This is a genomic window from Photobacterium sanguinicancri (assembly GCF_002265265.1).
Lineage (GTDB): Bacteria > Pseudomonadota > Gammaproteobacteria > Enterobacterales > Vibrionaceae > Photobacterium > Photobacterium sanguinicancri.
Window position 1 is genome coordinate 1 of sequence record NZ_NOIF01000475.1, and the last position, 419, is coordinate 419.

Genomic DNA, 419 nt, shown 5'->3' on the forward strand with positions numbered 1-419 from the left:
AGTGGTTTACCACAAGATTAACGAGGAGCTCGGCAAGCAGGGTGTCGTCTTCCTCGACACTGACACTGCGCTCAAGGAGGAGCCTGAGCTCTTCCGCGAGCATTTTGCCAGCGCTGTCCCGCTCGGTGACAACAAGTTCTCCGCCCTCAACTCTGCGGTGTGGTCGGGTGGCACCTTCATCTACGTGCCGAAGGGTGTCCACTGCACCATCCCGCTGCAGGCCTACTTCCGCATCAACACCGAGAACATGGGCCAGTTCGAGCGCACGCTGATCATCGCCGACGAAGACAGCTACGTGCACTACATCGAGGGCTGCACGGCGCCGATCTACAAGTCCGACTCGCTGCATTCGGCGGTCGTCGAGATCATCGTCAAGAAGAACGCCCGCGTGCGGTACACGACCATCCAGAACTGGTCGA

Annotated in this window: 1 protein-coding gene; it reads left to right on the plus strand. The window is 59.7% G+C overall.

The genetic code is table 11. The features are described from left to right. Positions 1-419: SufD family Fe-S cluster assembly protein (locus tag ASV53_RS26590; protein WP_189337977.1), on the plus strand; the 419-nt coding region annotated here is incomplete at both ends.